Source organism: Blautia sp. aa_0143 (genome assembly GCF_004167315.1).
In the GTDB taxonomy this organism is placed as follows: Bacteria; Bacillota; Clostridia; order Lachnospirales; family Lachnospiraceae; genus Blautia_A; species Blautia_A fusiformis.
On sequence record NZ_RCXU01000028.1, the window covers coordinates 23458 to 40906 of the forward strand.

The window sequence follows — 17449 nt, forward strand, 5'->3', positions numbered from 1 at the left end:
CAATAAACAAAGAAAAAGAAAATCACAAAGAAAAATAAAGAAAAAGAATAAGAGAAAAAATAAAGGAGAAAAAGCATGAAAAATCTGGAACAGTTTTTCGACATCATAGTAGTAGGCGCCGGCCACGCAGGCTGCGAAGCATCACTGGCATGCGCCCGCTTAGGGCTCAACACAGTCATGTTCACAGTCAGCGTAGACAGCATCGCCCTTATGCCCTGCAACCCCAATGTAGGCGGCAGCTCCAAAGGCCATCTCGTCCGTGAGCTGGATGCTCTTGGTGGGGAAATGGGTAAAAACATAGACAAAACCTTCATCCAGTCCAAAATGCTCAACCAGTCCAAAGGCCCTGCAGTCCATTCCCTTCGTGCACAGGCCGATAAACAGGCCTACAGCACAGAAATGAGAAAGACACTGGAAAATACAGAGAACTTAACTATCCGCCAGGGTGAAGTGACCGAGCTTCTGGTAGAAGACGGGCACATCACCGGTGTAAAAACCTTCTCAGGAGCCACCTACCACGCAAAAGCTGTAGTCCTCTGTACAGGAACCTACCTCAAGGCCCGCTGCATTTACGGCGACGTCAGCAACTATACAGGACCGAACGGCCTTCAGGCAGCCAATTACCTTACGGATTCCCTGAAAAAGCTGGGGATCGAAATGTTCCGCTTCAAAACAGGAACTCCGGCCAGAATCGCCGGAAACACCATTGATTATTCTAAGATGGAAGAGCAGTTCGGAGATGAAAGAGTCGTACCGTTCTCTTTTTCCACAGACCCGGAATCTGTACAGATCGAGCAGAAATCCTGCTGGCTGACCTATACAAACGAAAAAACACACGAGATCATCCGTGCAAATCTGGACAGATCCCCCCTTTATTCCGGAATGATCGAAGGAACCGGACCACGTTACTGTCCGTCCATTGAGGATAAAGTAGTCCGTTTTGCAGACAAAAAACGCCATCAGGTATTTATTGAACCAGAAGGTCTTTACACAAATGAAATGTACATCGGCGGAATGTCCAGCTCCCTGCCGGAGGATGTTCAGTACGAGATGTACCATTCCGTACCGGGTCTGGAGAACGCTAGGATTGTAAAAAATGCTTACGCTATTGAGTATGACTGCATCAATCCGCGCCAGCTCTATCCCACACTGGAATTCAAAAAGATCAAGGGCCTTTTCAGCGGCGGACAGTTTAACGGAAGCTCCGGATATGAGGAAGCAGCCGCTCAGGGCCTCATAGCGGGAATTAATGCAGCTATGGAGGTAAAAGGCCGGGAACAGCTGATTTTGGACCGTTCAGAGGCATATATTGGCGTTCTTATCGATGATCTGGTAACAAAGGAGAACCATGAGCCGTACCGAATGATGACAAGCCGTGCTGAGTACCGTCTGCTCCTCCGCCAGGACAACGCAGATCTTCGTCTTCGCAAAAAAGGCTGGGAGGTCGGCCTGATCGATGATGAGACATACCATAAATTACAGGAAAAAGAGCGCCGGATCCAGGAAGAAATCGAGAGAGTGGAACATGCAACCGTAGGTGGTTCTGCAGAGGTACAGAGCCTTCTGGAATCTCTGAACAGTACCCTTCTGAAATCCGGAACCACCATTGCAGAGCTGATCCGTCGGCCGGAGCTTAACTATAAGGTGCTTGCACCCATCGATAAAGAAAGACCGGAGCTTCCGGAAGATGTATGTGAGCAGGTAGAGATCAACATCAAATATGACGGTTACATCCGCCGCCAGATGAAGCAGGTAGAGCAGTTTAAGAAACTGGAGCAGAAAAAGCTTCCGGAAGACATTGATTACGAAGATGTAGGAAGCCTCCGCATTGAGGCACGCCAGAAGCTGGAAGCCTACAGACCGGTGTCCATCGGCCAGGCGTCCCGTATCTCCGGTGTATCCCCGGCTGACATTTCCGTGCTTCTTGTATATCTGGAAAGCAGATCCGGACATAAACACGGATAATACAACGAATAACAATAAAACACAGAAAATAAGAGAGGAAGCTGCATGTACAATTTAGAAATCCTGGAAAAAGGCTGCGAGGAGCTTGGGATCACACTCAGTGACACGCAGAAAAACCAGTTTATCCGGTTCTACGAATATCTTGTAGAAAAAAACAAAGTCATGAACCTCACCGGTATCACAGAATTTGACGAGGTTCTCGTGAAACATTTCCTGGACAGCCTCTGCTGCGTCAAGGCTGTAGATATGGGTAAGATAAAAACCGTTATGGACATCGGAACCGGCGCCGGATTCCCGGGTGTTCCCCTGAAGATTGCCTTCCCGGAGGTGGAAGCCTGCCTTTTGGACTCCCTCAATAAAAGAGTAAAATTCCTGGAAGAAACCTTTGCGCTCCTGGGCCTGGAGGGGATTTCCGCCATTCACGGAAGAGCCGAAGAATATGCAAAAAACAAAGCCTACAGAGAAAAATATGATCTCTGCGTATCCAGAGCAGTATCCGGACTTGCAACCCTGTCTGAATACTGTCTCCCGTATGTAAAAGTCGGAGGGCTTTTTGTCTCCTATAAATCCGGTTCTGTAAAGGAAGAAGCAGAAGCAGCAGAGAAAGCAGTAAAGATCCTTGGTGGAAAGATCAGGGATATTCAGTACTTTGACCTTCCAGGCTCCGAGATCGGCCGCTCCCTGGTCATTATCGAGAAGGTAAAGAACACCCCAGGCAAATATCCGAGAAAAGCCGGAACACCGCTCAGAGAGCCACTGGCATAAGTTACCTCCTGTCGAACAAAGGCAAAATCTGTCCGACAGGAGATTTTTTTGTCCGGGAGTTTCACAAAATTATCACAAATTTATCCTACTTTTATCACAAATTACTTTTACACTATAATCCGATAGAGATGCCCCTGGATTTCCCCCATTCTCTGTTTCATCCAGGGGCATTTTCTATTGGTATTGAAAAGACGCCAGAGTCAAGGGCTTCAGTTTCAGGACCTTTTGCCTCTGGCATCTTATAAAATGGGAAATCGATAATTAAAAAAAGTATTTCCCTGAGAATAAAAGGAGGAGAGTAAAGTGATCGAAGTAAGTAATCTGGTCAAAAAGTATGGTGATCATACTGCAGTTGACCATCTTTCCTTTCAGATCGAAAAGGGGAAAATTTACGGATTCCTGGGCCCCAACGGTGCAGGAAAATCAACAACTATGAACATGATCACAGGATACATTGCTTCCACAGAAGGAAAAGTGATGATCGATGGTCATGATATTCTGGAGGAACCGGAGGCAGCCAAGAAATGTATCGGCTATCTGCCGGAAATGCCGCCGCTCTATTTTGACATGACTGTTCTTGAGTACATGAAATTTGCGGCTGATCTGAAAAAAATCCCAAGAAACCAAAAAGACAAGCAGATAAAAGAAGTCATGGATATGGTAAAGATCACAGACATGAAAGACCGTCTGATCAAAAACCTTTCCAAAGGTTATCGCCAGAGAGTGGGTCTTGCACAGGCAATCTTAGGATATCCTGAAGTGATCATCCTGGATGAGCCGACAGTAGGACTTGACCCGAAGCAGATCATCGAGATCCGTGACCTGATCAAAGGCCTGAAGCAGAAGCACACGGTTATCCTAAGCTCCCATATCCTTTCCGAGGTAAGAGCAGTGTGTGATTATGTTCTGATCATTTCCCATGGAAAGCTGGTAGCCAGCGATACACCGGATAATCTGGAACGTCTGGCAGCAGGCTCCAACAGCCTCCTTATGAAGGTAAAAGGCGAGAAAGACACGATTCGAAAAGCTCTGGAAACGATCGAAGGCGTAACCGGAGTGGAAATGTCCTATGACAGCGATGAAAAATTGTGGAAAACAAAACTTTCCATTCAGGAAAATGTGGACATCCGTGAAAAAGTCTTCTACGCTATGGCAAAAGCGAACTGTCCAATCTACGAGATGCAGGTTAAGAGAGTTTCCCTTGAGGATGTATTCCTTGAGCTTACCGAAGGAGAGAAAAAATCCGCCGGAAAACCGGAAAGCTCACAGTGGAAACCGGTAGAAGACAGATCATCGGAAAAAGAAAAAACTCAGGAAGAAAAAAACGGGGAACCAGAGAAGGCTTCTGATGAGAAAGAGGGGGATCAGTCATGACAGCGATTTTTAAAAGAGAACTGAAAAGCTATCTGACCTCCATGGTTGGATATCTCTTCATATTTTTTGTCCTGGTGCTGACCGGAATTTATTTTTCCGCATATCAGCTTTCAGGCGGCTATTCAAAATTTGAAACTACCTTAAGCGCACTGACCTTTGTGTTCCTGATCGGTGTGCCGATCCTTTCCATGCGTGTACTTGCAGAAGAGCGCAAGCAGAAAACGGATCAGCTTCTTCTGACCGCACCGGTATCTGTATGGGATATCGTATTTGGAAAATATCTTGCACTGGTAGCTGTGTTTGCCATTCCGGTCGTGATCATGTGCGTTTATCCTCTGATCATGAGCAAGTTCGGAACGATTTCCTATGCTTCCGCATACACCGGGATCCTGGGATTTTTCCTTCTGGGATGCGCGAATCTGGCGATCGGTGTATTTATGTCAGCACTTACAGAAAGCCAGGTAATTGCAGCCGTACTTACGTTTGTATTCCTGTTCGCCTTCTATATGATGAACGGAATTTCCTCATTCTTTTCACAGACCTCCATGTCAACCGCAGTGGCATTCGGACTTCTGATCGTGGCGATCGCTATCATCATTTATACCATGATCAAAAATGTCCTGATCTCTGTAGTGATCGGAGCTGTGGGAGAGATTGCCCTTGTGATCGTATACGTTGTAAAATCCAGTATTTTCCAGGGTGGTATCCAGAAGGTACTGAACGTATTTAACCTGAGCGGACATTATGATAATTTTACAAAAGGCGTGTTTGACGTGACAGGAATCGTTTATTTTATTTCTGTTATTGCGATCTGCCTGTTCCTTACCATGCAGTCCATTCAGAAGAGACGCTGGAACTAGGGGGTGAAGGGAAATGAAATTCAGTGAGAAATTTAAGAAAAATAAAGGCGAGGCAGCCGTACCGGAGACAGCACAGGACTCCGGCAAAAAGAAACATAAACCGGATCCGAAAAAGCTGGTAGGCACCATCAGCAAAAAACATATCAAAAATGGTTCCTACAGCATGGCTATGGCAGCTGTCTTTATCGTGATCGTGGTTGTGATCAATATGATCGTCGGGGCGATCCCATCCAAATATTCACAGCTGGATGTAAGCTCATCCAAGCTTTACACCATCGGTGATGAAACAAAGAAGGTACTGAAGGCACTGGATAAGGATGTTACCATTTATCAGATCGCGGCAAGCGGTTCTGAGGACGACACGATCTCCAATCTGCTTTCACGTTATAAAGATGAGTCCAAGCATATTAAAGTTGAGGTGAAAGACCCTGTTGTAAATCCGAAATTTGCATCGGAATATACAACCGATGATCTTGCATCAAACAGCCTGATCGTAGTCTGCGGCGACAGAAACAAGGTTATCAATTACAACGATATGTATTCCTCTTCGGTAGACTATAATACCTGGCAGCAGACTACTACCGGATTTGATGGAGAAGGACAGATCACAAGTGCGATCGGCTATGTGACATCCGAGGATCTTCCGATCATGTACACCTTATCCGGACACGGAGAAAAAGATCTGGATTCCAGCTTTAAAGAAGATATCCAGAAAGCAAACATTGATATCAAGGAGCTGAACCTTCTCACAGAGGGAAAGGTTCCGGATGATGCAGACTGCCTGATGATCGTATCTCCGACCAGCGATATTTCCGAGGAAGAAAAAACAGAGCTCCTGGATTATCTGGAGGCAGGCGGAAAAGCTATGATCTTCTCGGATTATACACAGGATGATCTGCCGAACTTTGATGCGGTTCTTGAAAACTATGGTGTAAAGTGTGCAGAGGGAATCGTATTTGAGGGTGATAATCAGCATTATGGAATGCAGATGCCATATTATCTTGTACCAACAGTCAACAGCACAGATGCAAGCTCTGAGACAGCTTCTGCAGGCTCCTACGTACTGGCACCGTATGCACAGGGCATTCAGAAAACAGATGATGTAAGAGATACCGTAACCATCGACAGTATCCTGACAACCTCTGACAAGGCTTACTCCAAAACAAATATGCAGAGCAGCAATATCGAAAAGGAAGACGGAGATGTAGACGGACCGTTTGATCTTGGTGTTGCTATCACTGAGAAACTGGATGATGATAAGGAAACACAGATCGTTTACTACTCCACAGCAAATCTGATGGAGAGCCAGATAAACCAGATGGTATCCGGCGGAAATGAAAAGCTCCTTCTGGAGTCCTTAAACTGGATGACCAGCACAGACGATAGTAATTCCGTTTCTATTCCATCCAAGAGCCTTGAGTCCACAAGCCTGACAGTAACCGATTATGATGCAGCCTTCTGGAAGATCTGTACCATTGGTCTGATCCCGGGAGTGTTCCTTGTTGCAGGATTTCTGATCTGGCTTAAGAGGAGAAAAGCATAATGAAAAAATCGACCAAACTTGTTTCAGCAGTTGTTGTTCTGGCAGTTCTCGGCGGCGTTTATGTGGGACTGAACACCTACGTATCCAAAGAAGAAAAGACAGAGAGCAGCGAAGAGGAAAGCAAAACAGAAGTGTTTTCCGTGAAAACGGATGACATTAAATCCCTGGAATTTATCGTAGACAAGAAGGAAGTGACCTTTGAGAAAAAAGATGATTCCTGGGTGAAAAAGGATGAGACTGCTTTTCCTGTAAATCAGACAACTCTGGATTCCGCAGCTTCCGCCATCGAAAAGGTGGAAGCGGACAGAGTCCTGGAGGATGTGGAGGATCTTACGGAATATGGACTGGATTCCCCATCTAACACGGTAACTGTTGATACCGCTGATGGGACAACGAAACTCAACATCGGAGATGAGAATACGTCTACGAATCAGTATTACATTTCCAGGGATGATGATGACAGCACGGTATATGTAGTGGCAGCGGACACAGTGTCTCCGTTTATGGATTCCCTTTACGATTATGCACAGGGAGAAGATTTCCCGACAATTGATTCTTCCACAGTGAAAAAGGTCCAGGTCAGCGAGGATAAAGATTCCTATGTCTTGGAAGAAAATTCCGACGGAACTACCTGGGATGTTTCCGGTGACGGAAGCAGCGATAAAGAGTCTGCCGATACAACGGCAGCAGGAAACGTAACCTCCGGACTTGGAAGCTTTGCATTTGACCAGTTTGTAAACTACAATGCAGAGGATCTTTCCCAGTATGGCCTTGATAAGCCCTATGCGACGATTGCAGTGGATTATCAGGAAGAGGTGAAGGATGACAGCACAGACAGTACAAAATCCGGAGAAAACGATTCTACGGCCTCTGAGAACGATTCTGAGAGCGGCGACAGCGCTGACACGGACAGCAACTCAGAAGATGCAGACAGCAAGACAACCACAGTGGATAAACAGCTTGTCATTTATGTTGGTGATGAGGCAGGAGATGGCAGCAGATATGTAACGTTAGATAACAAACAGATCTATACAATGTCAACGGATACACTGAGTGCAGTTATTGACAAGATGCCGTCAGATCTCTGGTCACTGATCGTCAATTATCTGTCTGTAAAAAATCTGGATCAGCTCCAGGTTACTTACGGTGAAACAACAAGTACTGTAAATGTTTCACGTGAAACATCCACAGATGATGACGGAAACGAGAAAGAAACAACAACTTATCAGCTGAATGGTAAGGAAATAGAAAGTACAACCTTTACTACCTTCTACAACAAGTTGATAAACATGGCAGGACAGAAGAGACTGACAGACGCTTATACACCGGCTGCAGATCCGGAGATGACCGCTGTATTCACAGACTCTGACAAGAACCAGACAACCGTTACCTTCTACACATATGACACAAACTATTATGCAGCTGTCGTTGGAGACAAGGTATTTCTTGTAAACAAAATGACAGTAAAAGAAATGTTCAATGCATATGAAACCATGGTAAACGGTGAAACAGAGACAGAAGCCACAGCAACACCAACAGCTGAGACGGAAAAATAAAATATTAAGAAAATAAATAAAAACACCTCGGAGATCCGCAAACAATAAGGTGCTCTCCGAATATCCGCTTGATGATCAGATATTCGGAGACACCACATAGATCAGGATTTTCCGGGGTGTTTTTATGTTGCTATTATTTTACGGTCCTTACAGATGAATAAGGTCCGTATATTTTTTTACCGTTTGTGATGCGGTATGCACGGATGCGGTATTTGGTTGCGGTGCCTGGCTTTTTATCGGTGTAGGTTGTATTTTTTGTATTGCCGATAGCTTTCCAGGTTTTACCCTGAAGACGGTAAATGGGTAGCATAGGTGATGATTCCGTCTGTTTTTGCGGTCAGTGGATTAGATGCATATCAGGTTGCTTTTTCATTGAAAACCGCAGGCTTGCAGTCAGAAAGAGCTACGGTTTGTGAGTAGATCTGAGAAGTCATATTGCCGCTTCTTCTGAATCTGACAGGAGTGTTTCTGAACTGAAATCTGCTGCATAGATCAGGCACGGTGTACTGGCAAGCTTGATTTTCTATAACTGCTATAATTATAGCGTGGAGAATTGACGAGGACAACATAAAAAAACTGTACAGAAGCTCATCTGAGCAACTGTACAGTTTTAATTTTTCTATATCTAACAGAAGGTTCGGGGGAGCTTCTGTCAGTAACTAAGTATTATGCAAGACCTCTTTCTTCCAGCCAGTCGAAGAGAACAACTTTTTCTGCTTTCTTTCTCTTGGTCATGTGATTGAACTGAAGGATCGTCAGGATTGTGAAGATCACTAACAGTGCAACCATTACAATAATGGAAGTGGTAATGCTCCGGCCACCGCTGATCGTTGCACGGAATGCGTCGACCGTATAAGTAAACGGAACGTATGCATGGATCTTTGCAACGAATGAAGGTGAAACCTCAACCGGATAAGTTCCGGCAGATCCTGCAAGCTGAACGACCATGAATACCAGCATCAGGAAGCTTCCTACTTTACCAATAGTAATGTTGAAGAAGTACATGATAGAGGTAAAGGTCATTGATGTCAGGCAGGCGAAGAGTACGGTTTTGCCCATCTCTGCAGGTGTGAATCCGTTAAATGCACGTAACAGCAGGATCAGGCAGATTCCCTGAAGGATCGCTACCGGATAAAGGACGGAAGCCTTGCTTGCCCACCATGCGAAACCGGATTTCAGTTTGCCCTTATACTGAGCCAGAGGATACATCAGGCAGAATGCCAGTGCGCCGACCCAGAGGCCTACAGACATCATGTAAGGTGCCATTGCGTGTCCGTTATTCGGGACATCGGTAAGTTTTGTTTCATCGTTCACAACAGGAGTTGCGAACATTTTGATCGTTTCATTACTTGCTGAATTGTCTTTTACAGTGGTAGCTCCATCGCTGAGGCTTGTGGTCAGTGTCTTGGAACCGTCCTTCAGTTCTTTCATACCGCTTCCAAGCTTCTTGGATCCATCATACAACTGAGAGGAACCGCTCTGGATCTGGGCAGCGCCATCTGCAAGCTGTTTTGCACCATTGTTAAGTGTGCTGTTGTTGCTTACAAGCTTCTCGGTACCGCTGAGAAGCGTTGAGGTACCGTTTGCTAATGTCTTAGTTCCGTTTGCAAGAGTAGTAGCACCGCTGGAAAGGGTTTTGGCTCCTGTTGAGAGCTTTTTGGTACCGTCTGTAAGAGCGGAGCTGTTTTCGGAAAGCTTAGCAACACCATCGGTGTAGGTTGTGATTCCGGTTGTCAGTGTTCCGGAACCATTGGCTAATGCTTTTGTTCCATCTGCAAGAGTAGCAGCACCGCTGGAAAGAGCCTTGGCTCCTGTTGCCAGTTTCTTGGTGCCGTCTGTAAGAGCAGCACTGTTTTCGGAAAGCTTAGCAATACCATCGGTGTAAGTTGTGATTCCATCTGTCAGTGCCTTAGAACCATCTGCCAGCTGACCTGCACCGGATTTGATATCCGGAAGTGCGTCAGTGATCTGTTTGCCGGCTGTTTTCAGATTCTTTGCACCGTCATTGAGCTGCTTATCATAAGATGTCAGTTGGTCAAATCCATCGTTCAGAGCTTTGATTCCTGCTGCTGCAGCCGGGAAGGCTTCGACTGTGCCGTCTTCCAGAGACTGAAGTCCTGCGGAAACATTCTTGGTTCCTGTGTTTACAGCCTGTGCCCCTTGGTACAGCTGGGTAACACCTGCAGAAAGCTGAGCGATCAGATCTGTAGGAAGCTGACTTGTAGCTGCAGATAAATGCTCTGCACCTGCGCTCATGGTTGTTGCACCTGCACTCATCTGGTTTGCACCATCTGTCATGGTTGTGGCACCCTCAGAAAGTGTGCCGGCACCCTGAGTCAGTCCTCCGGAGATCTGAGTCAGTCCGGAAGCTGCTTCGTTAAGCTTGGAAGCAACAGCATTCAGATTTTCCTGAGTAGAAGAGAGCTGACCGGATACACCAGCTGCAAGCTGTGAAACCTGATCAGAATAGCTGCTCATGTAAGAACCGTCCACGCCAGTCATTCCACCGGCTACGCTGTTTAAAGCGTTGATCACATCATTCAGAGCTGCTGCGGAAATGGTTCCGTCCTCAGAAGCGGTTGCCTGAATCGCCTGAAGCTGTGCTGCTAAATCGGTCATTGTCTGTCCGGCAGTACCGATCTTGGTATTTGCATCAGTAAGTGCTTCCGTTGTCTGCTGTCCGTATCCTGTAAGGATGCTGCTGACCTGATCACCTACCTGTGAGAACTGTGTGCCTGCATTCTGGAGAGCAGGGATCAGACTGTCTGTGATACTGCTGCTGGTCTGACTTGTGATGCCTGCGGCCTGAGTGATATATCCGGCTGCGTTGCTGATTCCGTCTGCGGCATTGTTCATACCAGCTGCAGCACTGTTCATACCAGCTGCGGCTGTGTCCATACCATTTTTTGCAGAAGTAAGGCCGTCTGCAAGCTTGTTGATGGATTCCTGCGTTGTTCCCTCTTTCAGAGCAGAAACCTTATCGTTCAGGGATTTCAGTCCGTTTTCCAGCTGCTGTGTTCCGGATATCAGTGACTGTGAGTTATCGGTTCCTTTGGTAACACCGGTATTCAGCTGAGAGATACCATTGGAAACTGTTGTGAGTCCGTCTTCAAGTTTTGCAAGCTCTTTGGCACCGGCTGCGAGTTTGCCAGCACCAGCCACATAGGTGGTAGTTCCATCTGCAAGAGTGTCAGCACCAGCTACATACTGTGTTGCTCCGTCGGAAAGAGTATCAATACCTGCACTTAATGCATTTGCACCGGATTCCAGGCTGCTTGCACCGGATTTCAGTGTATCAGAATTTTTATTAAGCTCATCCACACCAGCGGTGTACTGCTGAACACCTTCATCCAGAGTATCTACACCGGTTGTCAGCTCCGGAACCTTTTCTGTCAGAGCTGCAACGCCGCTGTTCAGCTGGTTTGCACCGGATTCCAGGCTGCTTGCACCGGATTTCAGTGCATCAGAATTTTTATTAAGCTCATCCACACCAGCGGTGTACTGCTGAACACCTTTATCCAGAGTATCCACGCCGGTTGTCAGCTCAGGAACCTTTTCTGTGAGGGTTGCAACGCCGCTGTTCAGCTGATCTGCACCATCGTCCAGGCTCTTTGCACCATCGTTAACCTTTGCAACACCATCGGTGTAGGTCTTAAGACCTTCGGTGAGACTGTCAGCACCGCTTACGAAAGTAAGAGTACTGGTGGAAAGCTTCTTAAGGTTTTTGGTAATTGTTTTGTTACCATCAGCTGCTGTATTCAGTCCGTCTTCGATCTTTCCGGATCCGTCTGCAGCTTCCTGCATTCCGTCACCTGCTTCTGAGATAGAATCAAAAACAGTTTCTGTATAGGTTTCCGTAACCTTGGAAGCAATGTTATCACGAAGCTTCAGCATTGCTGTTTCACTGAGCTTGGAGGCGATATAGTTGGTTCCAGGGTTTGTCTCATAGGATAGCTCCATTTGCTTTGGATCGTTGTCCATTACAGTGGCTGCGTTTGCGGAGAAATTTTCCGGAATTTTGATAACCATGTAATAGGTTCCATTGGCCAGACCGTCCTCTGCTGTCTTGCTGTCTACAATGTTAAATGCCATTGAGTCGTTGTCTTTCAGCTCATCCGTCATGTCCTTACCTATGCTTAAGGTCTTGCCATTATACTCGACAGGTTTGTCTTCGTTTACCACGGCCACTGGCAGGCTGTCTACGTTTCCGTAAGGATCCCACATGGATTTCAGAAACAGACCTGCATAGATGATCGGGATTACGATAATGGCGATTACGACGATAAGCATGAGCTTGTTACGAAGTAAGCTTTTCCATTCGTTTTTGATCATATTACCTATCCCTTTCTTATTAAATTGTATTATCAAACATAGTTGATTAATCAAACTTTATTCCAGTAATGGCGACGAGATCTATTAATCATATTAAAATCTATTAATAGCTTTATATTCCATTATCAAACAAAGTGTTGATTTTCTTTACGTGATGTATTATACTAAACACATACCACAGATACAACCATTAAATCTTTACTGAATGTATATTAATAGACGGAAATAATGGAAGTGTCTATTACAAATAAAAAACTGCATAATAGACAAAAAGTACGTTATTTCCTTTGAATTTATGTGCAGTTGGTAATATTAAATGCAGACAGGATTCCTATGTTTCAACACAAATATGCAGCAGATATCTGGTATCGTGTAGGTCGGCGTCGTTAACAATTTTGATCTTGTCAATTCTTAACAACAGCAGATATCTGGTATCATACAGATCGGCGTAGAGAAAGCGAATGCTTTTATTCGTTTGAAGGATGCATTATGCATTGTATGACAGTTGCAGAGTATCGTAAGTGACAGGTGATTGAGGCGGAGGAAACGTGCTTGCTTTTTTGAATTGCAGGGGGAATTAAGATGGCGGAAAAAGTTGACAGAAGAGTACGTAAGACCAAGGCACAGTTGCGAGCGGGGCTTGCCCGTCTTATGCAGAAGAAGAGTATTAAGGAAATTACGGTAAAGGAACTGGTGGAAGAAGTTGATATCAACCGCTCCACATTTTATCTTCACTATACAGATATCTATCAGATGCTGGAATCCATAGAGGCTGAATTGATGGAGGAAATCACGCATCTGGTGGCAGACTTTCCTCTGGATCCTCTTAATAATAAGGAGAGCTCGTATCCTTTTATTGAGCAGATATTTACGATCCTGGATCATAATAAGGATATTTGTATCGCACTTCTTGGAAAGAATGGAGATATGGCTTTTGTGAATCGTATAGAAAAACTGATCGCAGATACAGTGCTGCATCGCTTGTCAATTCGTCTGCCGAAAGACAACCGTGATATTGAGTATGCGTATGCGTTTTGTCTGAATGGATGCGTGGGAATGATCAAGACATGGCTGTCTTCTGAGAATCAGGAGAGTACACAGCATATGGCAGAGCTGACACATAAGCTGATCGATAATACAACACACATGTATCTGGAGCAGGCACTTAGGTAAGAGAAATGTCCGGATGCATGCTGTGAGTCTGGTAAAAAATAAAGAGTATTGTTTCACGTTTGTTTGAGGAAAAAACTCATGTTTCACGTGAAACAGTACTCTTTTTTTATTGACTTTTTGTTGGTTTATAGCATTTCCACAAATTACTGCATGAAGCTCAACGGCTCCGAACATAAACAATGTTCTTTTGATACGTTGATTTCCAAAATTACTATAGATAAATTTTGATGCCGGATCATAAGTTGTTTTTACAGGAAAATAGCTACCTGTTCCAGGAAATGTTCCGGATCTTCCAGATGAGGAAGATGTCTGGTTTCCGGGATCACAGCGGTTTCAATGGAAGAATTCAGCTTCTGGTATTCCTCTGCGATAAGAGAAGCGGAAGCTTCTTTTTCTCCGGAAATAATATAGATGCATGCATCGGAAGATTCTACGGCATTATTAATGCTGATATTCAGGTATTTGCCAATGTAGCTGGAATACAGATATTTGGCGTTGGAACCACCCTTGTGAGCGGATTCATAATAGGTGTCTACCAGTGTATCTGTTACATGGAAGGGATTGTAGAACAGCTTTTCCATAAACAGACTGCTGATGGATTCGCGGGAAGCTACCATATGATAGATCAGAGTTCCGAAAATCGGAAGCTCGATAAAATACTTAAAGAGCTTGTTGTCTTTACAAGGTGCCTGCTTCAGGGAACTGAAGCTTGGTGGATTGACCAGCATGATCTTGCGGAAATGGTCGGAATTGTTACGGTAAGCCATGATCGCAAAAGAACCTGAGAAACCACTGGCAATAACATCGGTTTCCTCACGAATCACATTCTTGGCAAAATCACAGAGTAACTGAGCAAATACAAAATTGGTATAAGTAATATCCGGTTTTTCGGAACGTCCACATCCAAGAAGATCAATGGTGTAAACGGTATGTTCGGTTGCGAGCTGCTTCTCTATGGCATTCCATTCATAACCGGAAGCACCTGGCATGATATCATGAATAAGAAGAATAGGGGTGCCATGTCCCTGTTTTGTATAAAAAATCTTTCCAAAACGCCAGTCATAGGTTCTGCTGTGTGGCTGTTCCAGCATATCTTTAAGCTGAGATGTGGCATCTATGAAACGGTTAGCAATATGAATAACACCTGCGGCAGTTCCGACTAAAGCTGCAAGAGTAAGTAGTCTGTGTCCATTTTTCTTCATTAAAAAGCCTCCTGGAATTCGTAAAAATAATCAGGACAGATGTAACGTAATTCAGGTATCTGATCTGATTTTTTCTGAATATTTCTTTGCTTTATTATACGACAGGAACGAAAAATTTACAATGCTTTTGTGGGAACCCTAACCTTGTTATTGTATGCTGCCGCTACTGCCCATTCTGTTCTTGGCAATGATCGCTAAGTTGCTGTTCGTTCTGCTTTCAGTAACGCACTTCGTAATGCAAAGAATTTATGTTGATCGCATAAATTGGTGCGGTATGGCTTCGGACTTTCTGCGGCCTTCGTTCACAAAAAAACTTACGGAATATTATCAGTGAACAGTAGCATCGCCAATATGCTTCATGATACATAGAAATCAGATTTTGAACCGAATCAAGTAAATCCCCTGCTTTAATTGCGAAGAGCAATAAGCAGAGGGTGGGGACTTACTTGTATCAGGAGGAGGAAAAGCTCCTTCTGATAAACTGCAAAGCAGTTATTTTATTATGAGCAAGTAGCGAAGAGGATGCTGTTATCCGCTGGAATGCTTTTATACTTCAGTAAAATACCAAGTGTTTCACGTGAAACATTGGACTTGTTATCCGACAGAGCTGATGCTATACAGGATTGCCGAGGATGATGTTGATAAGAGTTTTGTTCAGCATCAGTGTGCGGTTCCATGGATTGAGAATTACTCCCTCAACAGACGGTTCTTGCAATGCAGAAGCAAAAATCTTATCAATATCTGCGGTAAATGTGGACATGATCTTATCACTGCCTTTTAACTCTTCGTCAAAGCTGGTAAATGCAGCCCACCATTGCTTTCCATCGTTGGTTTTGATCGCATGAAGAGAAATTTTTCCATCACCTTTTGGAGGTTCTACAGCAATGATCAGCTGTGCCTGCTCCTGCATTCTGTGACGGATCACGGTGAGAGTATGAGCAAGCATTTCTTCGGTTGATTCTTTTTGGAGTGCTGCAATGGCAGTTTCGATCTTTTCATTGCCATTTAAAGTCTTGTCTAATTGTTCTTTATAGAAATCGTTGCGATTATTTGTGGTGTTCATGTATAAAATATTCCTTTCAATCAGATGATAAATGACTAGTACAGCGAATATTAAGTAACCGCCATATTGACTTGTCTGATTTTTCATATGCTGCGTTGTCGTCAATCGCCGTAGCCACCGCTACGCCTCATTCCTTCGCCTTGCATATGAGAAAATCATCCTACGTCAATATAGCAGAAACTTAATTTTCGCTGTACTAGTACATTGTTTTCGAAATAACTATACCAATTACTTGTTGGTGAATCCGACTGCACAGATCTAAAAGCCTCAGCATAGCCAGCTACGCCTGCATTTTTATACCTGCACATTCGAATCCACATCCCACGCGATTGGTATAGTTATTTACGAAACAATGTATTAGCCGCAAACTGCAAGGAGTTTGCGGATGCTTTCTTTATGGATTATAGCATTTCAGGGGAAAATGAGGCAAGAGAAGAAGTGTTTTTAACTGAATCAAATAAGTCCCCTGGTTCGATTTCGAAAAGCAATAATCAGGGGAACTTGCTTGCATCAGGAGAAGTGCAGGCTCCTTCGGATAAACTGCGAAGCACTTATTCGGTTATGAGCAAGTAGTGAAGCGGATGCTTTTATCTGCTTGCATTAAATCAAGAAGTTTCCTGATTACTGATCACTTCGTTCTTGGTAATACACTTCGCGATGCACAGAAATTATGCTAATCACATAAATTTGCATGGTATGTCCAGGGCTTTCAGTGGTCTTTGCTCACAAAAAAACTCGGAGGATAATATTACCAGTTAACAGTAAGTCTCCTGCTTCAATTACGAAAAAGTAAAAAGTAATAAGTAATAAGTAATAAGCAGTGGGTGGCGTGTATTAGGAAGAATGCGACGGCGTTTAGAAACGGGGAAAGGAATAGTGGGCATGTCTGAAAACAAGGTACTGCACTAATTCATGTGGCCACTGTTATGGGTACATTGTAAGCAGGTCCTGATAAATTGCAAAGTAGCTATTGGGTGTAGAACTGCGTAGCGAATACGGGTATTTTTATTCGTTTGATCCCAAATTGGATAGATATGTTTGCACACTTGAAGGTGAGTTGCCAGATACTGTCATCAGTATTCCGCATGATTTCGGTTAGATGCTTTTGTGAACTGGATGGGGAATTAATAAGTTAAGTGAATGTAATAAAAATGTGTATTTATATGAAAAAACGGAGGGTAAGGCGGAAAATATGGGGGGATTTTATAGAACGATATAAGAGTAAGGATGAAATAAAGAGAAATAAGAGATTATTTCTGCGAAGAGAACACTATGATAATGATAATAGCACAAACGTTAAGTACGATAAAAAGGACTTTATGAAAGAAAATACTGGCAAATAAATAGAAATAATAGGATATTTACGAATAAAAAAGTATTAAAGTACAAATTATAGTACTTTAAATAAAAAAAGTACGATAAAACGTACTTTACACGTATACACACATAAAAAAGCCTTGAAATGCAAAGTGTGCACCTGCACACATACGGCAAAAAGATAAAATATAGATCCGTTCCTGCTTTAAACATGTGAAATTTTGATTGATCGAATAAAAGAAAGTAGCTGCTTCGATTACAAAAAAAACAATAAGCTGTGGGTGGGAAAATACTTGTAC

At 44.0% G+C, this 17449-nt stretch carries 11 protein-coding genes; 8 read left to right on the forward strand and 3 right to left on the reverse strand.

The annotated features are described in order from the left end of the window. The first annotated feature begins 75 nt into the window (after positions 1 to 75). From mnmG to EAI83_RS13685, 6 genes are all read left to right on the forward strand, one after another. Positions 76 to 1965, forward strand: coding sequence for a tRNA uridine-5-carboxymethylaminomethyl(34) synthesis enzyme MnmG (gene mnmG / locus EAI83_RS13660; RefSeq protein ID WP_015526548.1), 1890 nt, complete (start codon positions 76 to 78; stop codon positions 1963 to 1965). 45 nt (positions 1966 to 2010) lie between these two features. Next, positions 2011 to 2730 (forward strand): 16S rRNA (guanine(527)-N(7))-methyltransferase RsmG, encoded by a 720-nt coding sequence (gene rsmG / locus EAI83_RS13665; protein WP_059086520.1) that lies wholly within the window; start codon positions 2011 to 2013, stop codon positions 2728 to 2730. 303 nt (positions 2731 to 3033) lie between these two features. Next, positions 3034 to 4104: an ABC transporter ATP-binding protein gene (locus tag EAI83_RS13670; RefSeq protein ID WP_118753243.1), complete on the forward strand. Its 1071-nt coding sequence runs from the start codon at positions 3034 to 3036 to the stop codon at positions 4102 to 4104. After that, positions 4101 to 4964, forward strand: coding sequence for an ABC transporter permease (locus EAI83_RS13675; protein ID WP_015526545.1), 864 nt, complete (start codon positions 4101 to 4103; stop codon positions 4962 to 4964). Before EAI83_RS13670 ends, EAI83_RS13675 begins: the two co-directional genes overlap by 4 nt. Before the next feature lie 13 nt (positions 4965 to 4977). Continuing rightward, positions 4978 to 6507: a GldG family protein gene (locus EAI83_RS13680; protein ID WP_044961237.1), complete on the forward strand. Its 1530-nt coding sequence runs from the start codon at positions 4978 to 4980 to the stop codon at positions 6505 to 6507. Beyond that, positions 6507 to 8063 (forward strand): DUF4340 domain-containing protein, encoded by a 1557-nt coding sequence (locus tag EAI83_RS13685; protein WP_129975756.1) that lies wholly within the window; start codon positions 6507 to 6509, stop codon positions 8061 to 8063. Before EAI83_RS13680 ends, EAI83_RS13685 begins: the two co-directional genes overlap by 1 nt. A 666-nt stretch (positions 8064 to 8729) precedes the next feature. Here the strand turns inward: EAI83_RS13685 and EAI83_RS13690 are convergent. Further along, a complete protein-coding gene (locus EAI83_RS13690; RefSeq protein ID WP_129975758.1) occupies positions 8730 to 12395 on the reverse strand; it encodes a YhgE/Pip domain-containing protein in 3666 nt (1221 codons plus the stop codon). 582 nt (positions 12396 to 12977) lie between these two features. On the opposite strand from EAI83_RS13690, the gene EAI83_RS13695 reads away from it, so the two are divergent. Next, positions 12978 to 13568 (forward strand): TetR-like C-terminal domain-containing protein, encoded by a 591-nt coding sequence (locus EAI83_RS13695; protein WP_022426117.1) that lies wholly within the window; start codon positions 12978 to 12980, stop codon positions 13566 to 13568. A 248-nt stretch (positions 13569 to 13816) separates the two neighbouring features. On the opposite strand, the gene EAI83_RS13700 is transcribed toward EAI83_RS13695, so the two are convergent. Both EAI83_RS13700 and EAI83_RS13705 read right to left on the reverse strand, forming a co-directional pair. Beyond that, positions 13817 to 14770, reverse strand: coding sequence for an alpha/beta fold hydrolase (locus EAI83_RS13700; RefSeq protein WP_015526540.1), 954 nt, complete (start codon positions 14768 to 14770; stop codon positions 13817 to 13819). Positions 14771 to 15383: 613 nt separating this feature from the next. Beyond that, positions 15384 to 15833, reverse strand: coding sequence for an SseB family protein (locus EAI83_RS13705; RefSeq protein WP_129975760.1), 450 nt, complete (start codon positions 15831 to 15833; stop codon positions 15384 to 15386). A 396-nt stretch (positions 15834 to 16229) separates the two neighbouring features. On the opposite strand from EAI83_RS13705, the gene EAI83_RS17335 reads away from it, so the two are divergent. Continuing rightward, a complete protein-coding gene (locus tag EAI83_RS17335; protein WP_015526538.1) occupies positions 16230 to 16406 on the forward strand; it encodes a hypothetical protein in 177 nt (58 codons plus the stop codon). The last annotated feature ends 1043 nt before the right edge of the window (positions 16407 to 17449 follow it).